A 9,136-nucleotide genomic window follows, 5' to 3' on the forward strand; every position below is an offset into this window, starting at 1 on the left:
TATCGGCGTCGTCTGTATCGGTGCCGGCCTGCCGGCATGCGCGGTAGGAGGAGATACTCGTCGCAAGCGCCACGGCCACCAGCACGATCATGACGATCGCGGCGAGACCGAACGCGGTGTCGAAGGCGTATCGCACCGGCAGCAGGAAGAGGGTCAGCGCCAGGCCGTATACGAGCGCAACGGCGTCGCTGATGACGAGGATGAGCGCGCTGCGCCGCGACACCACAGTGCGCGCGACGTCGGAGGTGATGCGCGGCGCGCCGGCCCAGGCCACTCGGAACCCGAGTGACACTCCGACGGCAAGCGCGAACCCGATCCCGAGACTCGTGTTGTAGTCGTGGTTCGGCCCCTGCCCCGCGTTGCTCGCGAGTGGCAGCGCGACCATCGCGATCACGGCGGGTATGAGGAGAACGACGTGCATCATCCACGCGAGCGAGAACCTGATGAGCACCGCGATCACGGTGGCGCACACCGCCATCACGATCCAGGCGACGGCGGCCTCGCTGACCCCGATCCCCTGTCCGAGGAAGCCTTCACCGACCAGTCGCCACGGCGTCGTTCCGGAAGCGTCGGCAGCGGCGACGGCAACCATCAGCCACGACAGCACTGCCCAGCCGATCGAGAGTCTGCCGAGCATCAGGTGCGCGCGGTATCCCGTCACGTCGATGCTGCCCTGATCATCCGGATTCGACGCGGTGATGATGAACACGAGGCCGCCGAGTGTCAATGCGGCAGCGAGAAAACCGAGGAAGTAGCCGACGACGTCCGCGGCCGCGGTGAACGTACCGGGGAACGGGTCGCCGCTTTCGAGGTGGCGGGCGTCTCCACTGGAGAGCGCATAGATCGCGACACCCACCAGAGCCACGGCGAAGGCCGCGCCGAGAACCATGGTCGGCCGGATGCGTGCCGCGTGGGCCCGCGTTGCAGCTTCGGCCTGCGTTGCACTGTCGGCGGCGGTCATCACTTCCTCCTTGCCCGCCGAGCACCAGCGAGTACGACGTTTCGCTGGTCTGACGTCGTCGCCAGTCTACGGCCCCGCGTCGCGGGTCCCGCTGCCCGGGCGAGCGCGGGAGGTCCGGGTCACACGCAGGTCAACCGAGGACTCTCGCACTGTCGGGCTGGTTGGTCACTCGAGATGAGAAGGCATACGCACGTTCTTGGCGGCCAGTAGTGTAGCGAGCCCCTGCGGGATGACGGCCAGCGCGAGCACGCCGAAGGCGATCGACCACGACCCCGTCACGTCGTGAATCCATCCGATGGCGATCGGACCCACCGCGGCGAGGATGTAGCCGACGGACTGCGACATCCCCGACACCTGGCCGGTCTGCGTGGCAGACGAACTGCGCAGCACCATGAACAGCAGCGCGAGGCTGATGGCCGCCCCCGGACCCGCCATCACCATGCAGACCCAGAGCACCGTCGCATGATCGGTGAAGACCAGCCCGATGAAGCCCGCCGTACAGACCGCGAGAAAGCCGAGGGTCACCAGACGTTGATCGGCGAACCGCCCAGCGATGATCGGAGCCACCAGCGACATGATCAGCGCGACCACCTGCCCGATCGCCAACACATTGCCCGCACTCGACGGCGTGCTCCCGTGGTCGATCAGGTACTGCGGCAACCACGCGCTGAACGTGTAGAAGATGAACGACTGCGCCGCCATGTAGCCCGTGATGGCCCATGCGATCGGATTGGTCCAGAGGCCCGGCGCGCGCGGACCCACCGCGACCGTGTGCACCCGACGCAGTTGCGGCACCCACACGACCATCGCGACGATGGCCAGCAGAGCCCACATCGCCAACGACGCCCGCCAATTCTCGTCGAGTGCGGAGTCCATCGGCACCATGACCGCTGCGGTCACCGCCGCCCCACCCGACAGGGTCATCGAGTACAAGCCGGTCATCAGACCGGAGCGATGCGCGAAATCACGCTTGATCAGGGCGGGCAACACGACGTTGCACACGCCTATCGCCGCGCCGAGGATGGCCGATCCCAGAAATAGGGTCGCCACAGAGGGTATGAGACGCAACAGGATTCCGACGATCAGCAATGCGAGCGACGCGAAGATGGTCCGTTCGATTCCGAAGCGGGCTGCGATCCGCGGCGCGATGGGCGCGGTCAGTCCGAAGAACAGCACCGGCAGCGTGGTGAGCAGACCTGCTGTGGCACTGGAGAATCCGAGGTCGTCGCGGATCACATCGATCAGCGGCGCCACCGACACGACGGGCGGCCGCAGATTGGCCGCAACAAGCATGATCGCCACGGCTGCGAGAATCGCTGCGCCGCCACGCAATTCACCGGGATTAAGTCTGACGGAATGCTCCGAGGGCGTCTCGGACGCCGCCCTGGTCGGCGAGGTGGACGTCCGACTCATCGGCGCACACCGCCTTCCGCCTCGGCCAGGTAATCGAGAACGGCCGCCCGCGCGGCCAGCTCGTCGCCCGCGTCGATCGCGGCGACCACGTCACGATGTCCTCCCGGGTGTGCGTTCGCCACCACCGACAACCCTGCGATGTCGGCGTGTGCGCGATGCATCACTTCCAGGACACCCGAATAGATCTCAATGAGCAGCGGATTACCCGACGCCGCAACGAGTTTGGTGTGGAAGTCGATGTCGGCGCGCGCGTACGCGTCGATGTCGCCCGTCGCGAGGATGCCCTCCGCTGTATCGAGCGCCTCGCGCAGTTCGCGCTTGGCATCTGCCGTGGCGTCGCGCGCAGCGCCTGCGGCTGCCTCCGACTCCAGCGCACGACGCACCTGTAGCAGGTCGAGCATCTCCGAAGTCGCCGTGCGGGTCATCGCAGCGGCGAATGTGTTGGCACTGCGGACATAGGTACCATCGCCACGACGCGGCACGAGCATGCCCGAATGCTCCAACGCACGCACAGCCTCGCGAATCGTGTTGCGCCCCACTCCGAAATCGCGTACCAGCTCCGGCTCTGCCGGAATACACGTGCCCACCGGCCAGACGCCATCGCGGATGAGCCGCTCCATCCGCTCCACAACCAGTTCGCTGGTGCGCTTGGGACGCTCGATGACCTCAGACATGAGCACATCCTAACATCCCATGTTTGTGGCTCACTAGGCCGAGAGCACGTCCCCGATCACCGCCGCGACCATCATCGTCGTGGCATGCGGTCCGCTACGACCCGCGGACGGGAGGATGGAACCGTCGACGACCCGCAAGTGCCCCACGCCGCGCACTCCCCCGAGCCAGTCGGTGCGCCCACCCATGGGCATCGATCCCCAGGCGTGTTGCGACGTCCGCAACACAGGGTCGATGGCGATCGAGTCGGCGACGACGAGCTCGCCGAACGACGACGACCTCAACATCTCGACCACCTCCCGCGCGGTTCGCGAGAGATGGCGCAGCACTCGCGCGTCTGGCTGGTCGAGCCGAACGCCGACGCCCCCGCCGTCGAGATACACCTCTCCCGAGGCACCCGGCGTCATCGCCGCCACTCCGACGGCGGGCCCGGTCACCGCGAGACCTCCGATGTATCGCGCGAAATCGTCTCGGTAACAGCGGATCTCGAGACCGTCGTCGGTGTGCACGACCGTCGGTAGCAACGGGCCTGGCGTGAGTTGCTCGCGGAGGCGATATCCGACGAGTACCTCGCGGTGCTCGCGCACACGCATACGCTCGCCTGTGACGCCCGACCTCAGCAACACCGCGGCGCTGCCCAGGGTTCCGGCGCACAGGATCACCTCCCGTGCGCGGATGGCCTGACCGTCGCACATCACGCCGACAGCGTTCCCCTCTGCGAGGAGAACGCTCTCGACCGCCACTCCCGTGCGGACTCGCAGATTCGGCCGGTCGAGGTGCGGACGCAGGTAGGCGTCCGCGGCGGTCCGTCGAATCCCGTCGACGCTGTTCGAGCGCACCCGATTGACCCCGACCAGCGGCCACGAGGCGCCGAGCGGTCGAGTCGGATATGTTCCTCCCCAATACTTCTCGAACGCCAGCGCCGCGGGGGTGAGATCGGCGTCGTGAAACGGATGTGCACCCATCTTCTCCTCGACCTCGGCGTACGCCTCGTCGATCACGTCGGGTGTCCACAGCCCCTGCCAGGAGTCGAAATCGCCGCGATGAAAGCGCATGAAGTAGCCGCCATTGACCGTCGACGATCCGCCGAGCCCACGTCCACGGACCACCGGCAACCCCGACGCCTCACGATGGGGGGTGACATAGCGCTCGCCGTCGGAGATCGGCAACCTGCGTAGGTCGAGGACGTCGGCATCCGGCCACTCCGACGGCCCCTGCTCCAGCACGAGCACCGATCGCTTCTCGTGACGCGACAGTCGCTCGGCGAGCACACACCCGGCGCTGCCCGCGCCGACGATCACAACGTCGACGCTGTGTGAGCCTGCGGCCGATGTGGGCACAGCACAGTCGAATTCGACGCCGCTACGGTGTCAGTACCGGGCGCAACGCCGCGAAGTCGCGGTGCGAGAGCACCCCTTGCCAGAGCCCGGTACCGTACGCGAGATCGTCGAGACGTCTGCACAGCAGGTAGCCGAACGGCCCCATGGTCGGCGCCACCGCGGGTTCCGCGGCGACGGAGCGAATCCATTCCACGACGCCTTCGGCGATCGCGATCTCGATCACGATACGTCGGAATCTCGGTGAGATCAGCGCCAGCAGCAACGCGACGGGCCAATAGTGGCGACACACCGCGCCCGCGGCCTGCAGTAGTCCGAAGAAGGTTGCCCGCGAGGTCATCTGTGCGGATACCCGCGTGGCCTCCGGCAGTTCGCCCAGTCGTGTGCGGAGCCGATGCCCCACGCGGAGCAGAATCACCATCGCCACCGCGAGACCGATTCTGGTGTGCGTCAGCAACGCCGCGACCGCTGCGGCCATCGACATCGACATCACGACCGGAGCCACCGACTCCCCATGCCGCTCGGCGAGGAACGCCGCGCCGGTGCCGTAGAACCGCCGGCGACCGAGCACGGTGCGCATGCTGGTGCGGTGATCGTGCGCGACCGTCGCGATCGGGTCGTAGCGAATACGCCAGCCGTTCTCGTGCGTCCGCCAGCACAGGTCGACGTCCTCGGCGACGCGTAACGATTCGTCGAATCCGTCGAATGCGCTCGCGCGCACCAACATTGCCGCACTCGGCACGTACGCGATCGGAGTTCCTGGGACGACGCCCGCCTCGCTGGGTCCCATGTCAAGTGATGAATGGCCGTTCTCGTAGCGCTCGGCGAGCGACCGCTTGTGGTGCTCGCCTCGCTCGTCGTCGCGGTCGAGCCCGACGATGCGCGGCGCCGCGATTGCCACCGCCGGATCGGAGAAGTGACCGAGCAGCATCATCAGCCAGTCGCTGTGCGGCACCACGTCGGAGTCGACGAAGGCGATGAACTCGGTGTCGGCAGCTGCGGCGCCCGCATTTCGCGCGGCCGCTGGTCCCCGGTTCTCGTCGAAACGCAACACGCGAACCTGCGGACCCTGAGCAACGATGGGAGTGTGCGAACCGTCATCGACGACGATCACCTTGACACCGCGGGCGGCGTTCAGAAGACGGTCGACGCCGGATTGGTTGTCGCGCACCGGAACAACGATTGTGACGTCGTCGGTCGACGGTCCGTGCATGGGGCGGGGATTGGCCATTCCCGCGTCGAGAAGTCGGCGGGCCAGTGTTCGCGTCGGGCCGTCGCACACTTCGATCCGACCGTCGACCGACGTCATCCCCAGCGCGGCGTCGGACAGTCTCATCAGCCGAGTCGGCGAGCCGCCGACGAGGTAGCGCAGATCACCGTGCCGGGCACATCGCAGGTCGATCTGGACCTGGAAGCCGTTCGGCAGGTCGCGACTCGGTGCGGGCGCCGGAGGTGCGTCGGTGGGTGCGTTCATCGCAGACGCCCGTTCTCGGCGACGTCCCATTGCTGGATCGCCGCGCGGAGTCGACTCACCAATCGGTCGAGGTGCACAGCGCCGTCGTCGGCCGATGCCGTCGTCGGATCGCCCAGCACGCCGTTGGCGCTGACCGCCGCCACACCCCCGTCACGCATCGCCGGTAGCAGCGTCGCGACGGGTGCGCGATTACCGACGACGACGCTGTCGCGACGCACAGCATCGGGCGAAAGGTGAAGCAGCACTGATGTTTCTGTCGTACCGGCGTGCGCATCGGCCCCATCGAACGCGCACGGATACCACGCGACATCGCGGCCCTCGTAGCGGAGCAGACCGATCGCGTCGACCAGCGTCTGCGCGTTGCCACCGTGGCCGTTGACGAAGACGATGCGCTGCGCCCACCGGCAGGCGCTGCGTCCGTACTCGACGAGTACGCTGCGCAGCGCGTCATGGCCCAGGGAGATGGTGCCTGGAAAGCCTTCGTGCTCGCCGCTCGCTCCGTAGCCGAGAGGCGGTGCGATGAGTGTCGACGTGTCGTCGAGGGTCGCGTGAACACGCGCGACCACGGCACTCGCGATGCGGGTGTCGGTGTCAAGCGGTAGATGCGGCCCGTGCTGTTCGAGTGATCCGACTGCGACCAGCAGCGTCGTCGCAGAATTCTCCAGTTCCGGCCAAGTGCACGAACTCAAAGTCGCCGGACGCGTCATTTGCTCGACTTTACCGATGTGCAGCGCGCGAAGTAACCGCCGCAGAAAACTTTGTGTACCTATTTCCGCGGAATCGGCGCCGAGGCTTTCCGTGGACACACGCGACGGCCGAACGATCGCCCCCGCTCTGCCGAAGGATCGCCCCCGGCTCTGCCGAACGATCGCTCGGTATGGCATTCTGGGGCGACGGCGTGACGCTCACCACACCGGTGGGCGCGCCAATTCGACCGGGAGGAAATCCATGAACGCACCGTCGACGCCCGACGCGGCAGGCACGCCCAGCGCGGGCGCATCGTCGAAAAGCGTTGGTACAGGTGGTCCGCTGAACGGTGTACGGGTTGTCGAGTTCGCGGGTATCGGTCCCGGCCCCCACGCGGCGATGATGTTGGCCGACCTCGGAGCCGACGTGATCCGCATCCAGCGCCCCGGTCAGCTACCCGATCCGGCGCGCAACGCCGACGCGCTGCTGCGGGGCAGGCGCGTCGTCGAGGCCAACCTCAAGGATCCGGCCGATCGGGAGGAGATCCTGCGGCTCATCGGTAAAGCTGACGTTCTTCTCGAGGGTTTCCGTCCCGGCGTCATGGAGCGACTGGGCTTTGGTCCGTCGGATCTGGAGTCGGTCAATGAGCGACTCGTCTACGGACGCATGACCGGTTGGGGCCAGGACGGTCCGCGCGCGCCGCAGGCCGGCCACGACATCAACTACATCTCACTGACCGGAATGTTGCACGCCATCGGCCGGGAGGGTGAGCGTCCGGTGCCGCCGATGAATCTCGTCGGCGATTTCGGCGGCGGTTCGATGTTCTTGGTGATGGGTGTACTCGCGGCGCTTGTCGAGCGTGCGTCGTCGGGTCGCGGGCAGGTTGTCGACGCCGCGATGGTCGACGGCGCTTCCGTTCTCGGACAGATGATCTGGGCTTTTCGAGGCACGGGTTTGTGGAGCGACGAACGTGGCACCAACATGCTCGACACCGGTGCGCCGTACTACGAGGTCTATGAGACGTCGGACGGCAGGTACATGGCCGTCGGCGCTATCGAGCCGCAGTTCTACGCGGAGATGCTCCGCGGCCTCGGACTGACCGACGCCGACCTGCCCGGGCAGAACGACGTCGCCAACTGGCCGAAGCTGCGGCAGATCTTCACCGAGACGTTCGCGTCGCGAACTCGCGACGAGTGGGCCAAGGTCTTCGACGGAACGGATGCCTGCGTGTCACCGGTGCTCACGTTCGCCGAGGCGCCCGACGATCCCCATATGGCCGCGCGCGCCAACCTCGTGGAGATCGACGGTGTCCGTCAGGCGCAGGTCGCTCCGCGGTTCTCGCGCACCGCGCCGTCGACGCCTCGTGGTCCCGACCGTGAGTCCGTCGACGCCGCTGCTGTGTGGACGGACTGAGCTCGACAGATCCGACCGCGCGCAATAACTAGAACGTGTTACTGTTCTGCCCATGGGACAGTTCGACGGCACAGTCGTCTACATCACGGGTATCGCGCGCGGTCAGGGTCGTAACCACGCCATCCGTTTCGCGCGTGAGGGCGCGTCGATCATCGGGCTCGACATCGCCGACACCGTCGCCGACTACATCACCTATCCGCCGTCGACCGAGGCCGACCTCGCCGAAACCGTGCGTCTCGTCGAGGAAGTCGGCGGCAAAATCCTTGCCCGCCAGGGTGATACGCGCGACCTCGCCTTTCAGGAGCAGCTGGTCGCCGATGGCGTCGAGCAGTTCGGCCGACTCGACCACGTCGTCGCCAACGCAGGCATCCTGTCGTGGGGCTTCACGTGGGAACTGCCGGAGCAACAGTTCGCCGACGTTCTCGACGTCAACGTCACCGGCACGTGGAAGACCTTGCGCGCCACCATCCCGGCACTGCTCGACAACGATGCCGACAACCGATCGATCGTGGTCGTCTCGTCGGTGGCGGGGCTCAAGGCCATGCCGATGCAAGCCGCCTACAGCGCGTCGAAGTATGCACTGACCGGCCTGGCTCAGACCACCGCGAAAGAGTTGGCGCCCAAGAACGTTCGCGTCAACTCTGTGCACCCGTACGCGGTCGACACCCCGATGGGCATCGCCGACACCTCCGCCATGCGGATCTTCGAAATGGGCGAGTACACACGCTATTTCATCTCGATGATGGACCACTTCCCCGTCGCCTCCACCGACGACATCAGCGACGCCGTGCTGTACCTGACCTCACCGTCGGCCCGCGCCGTCACCGGCGCCCAGTTCCAGATCGACATGGGCAACTCCAAGGTCTGACCGCCCCAGCACGCCGACTGGGCGCTCGAGGACGCCGAGTGGGCGCTCGAGGACGTCGAGTGGGCGCTTCTGGGCGTCGAGTGGGCGCTCGAGGACGTCGAGTGGGCGCTCCAGCACGCCGACTGGGCACATCGGGTCAGAGCGTCGGCGATGGACGTGTCACTGCCGAACATCCCCCCGCCGGCCATTCAGCAAGCAGCGCCCAGAAGCGCACACTCGGCACGACAGAGCGCCCACTCGGCACGACAGAGCGCCCACTCGACACGACAGAGCGCCCACTCGACACGACGGAGCGCCCACTCGACACGACA

General features: G+C 66.8%; 7 protein-coding genes and 1 pseudogene. 2 read left to right on the forward strand and 6 right to left on the reverse strand.

What is annotated here, in order from left to right; genetic code table 11:
• The 6 genes and pseudogenes from B3T59_RS21495 to mftE all read right to left on the reverse strand — a co-directional run.
• Positions 1-961, reverse strand: a pseudogene (locus B3T59_RS21495) (cytochrome c oxidase assembly protein); the annotation flags it as partial.
• 165 nt (positions 962-1,126) lie between these two features.
• On the reverse strand, positions 1,127-2,374 hold the full coding sequence (locus B3T59_RS21500) for a CynX/NimT family MFS transporter (RefSeq protein ID WP_082933646.1): 1,248 nt from the start codon (positions 2,372-2,374) through the stop codon (positions 1,127-1,129).
• A complete protein-coding gene (locus B3T59_RS21505; RefSeq protein WP_064862865.1) occupies positions 2,371-3,048 on the reverse strand; it encodes a FadR/GntR family transcriptional regulator in 678 nt (225 codons plus the stop codon). Before B3T59_RS21505 ends, B3T59_RS21500 begins: the two co-directional genes overlap by 4 nt.
• 33 nt (positions 3,049-3,081) lie before the next feature.
• Entirely contained in the window at positions 3,082-4,386 is a 1,305-nt protein-coding gene (mftG, locus tag B3T59_RS21510; RefSeq protein WP_287005084.1) for a mycofactocin system GMC family oxidoreductase MftG, read from the reverse strand.
• A gap of 22 nt (positions 4,387-4,408) precedes the next feature.
• Positions 4,409-5,857: a mycofactocin biosynthesis glycosyltransferase MftF gene (gene mftF / locus B3T59_RS21515; RefSeq protein WP_251722006.1), complete on the reverse strand. Its 1,449-nt coding sequence runs from the start codon at positions 5,855-5,857 to the stop codon at positions 4,409-4,411.
• Positions 5,854-6,564, reverse strand: coding sequence for a mycofactocin biosynthesis peptidyl-dipeptidase MftE (gene mftE, locus B3T59_RS21520; protein WP_287005085.1), 711 nt, complete (start codon positions 6,562-6,564; stop codon positions 5,854-5,856). Before mftE ends, mftF begins: the two co-directional genes overlap by 4 nt.
• A 241-nt stretch (positions 6,565-6,805) precedes the next feature.
• Here mftE and B3T59_RS21525 point away from each other — a divergent pair, with 241 nt between their 5' ends.
• Positions 6,806-7,957 carry a CaiB/BaiF CoA transferase family protein gene (locus B3T59_RS21525; RefSeq protein WP_064863177.1) on the forward strand — a complete coding sequence of 384 codons (1,152 nt, stop codon included), beginning with the start codon at positions 6,806-6,808 and terminating at the stop codon, positions 7,955-7,957.
• Between the two features lie 52 nt (positions 7,958-8,009).
• Complete coding sequence (locus tag B3T59_RS21530) at positions 8,010-8,825, forward strand: mycofactocin-coupled SDR family oxidoreductase (RefSeq protein ID WP_005203891.1); 816 nt, start codon at positions 8,010-8,012, stop codon at positions 8,823-8,825.
• The last annotated feature ends 311 nt before the right edge of the window (positions 8,826-9,136 follow it).

Origin of the sequence: Gordonia sp. UBA7860 (genome assembly GCF_002500165.1) — a bacterium.
Lineage (GTDB): Bacteria > Actinomycetota > Actinomycetes > Mycobacteriales > Mycobacteriaceae > Gordonia > Gordonia sputi.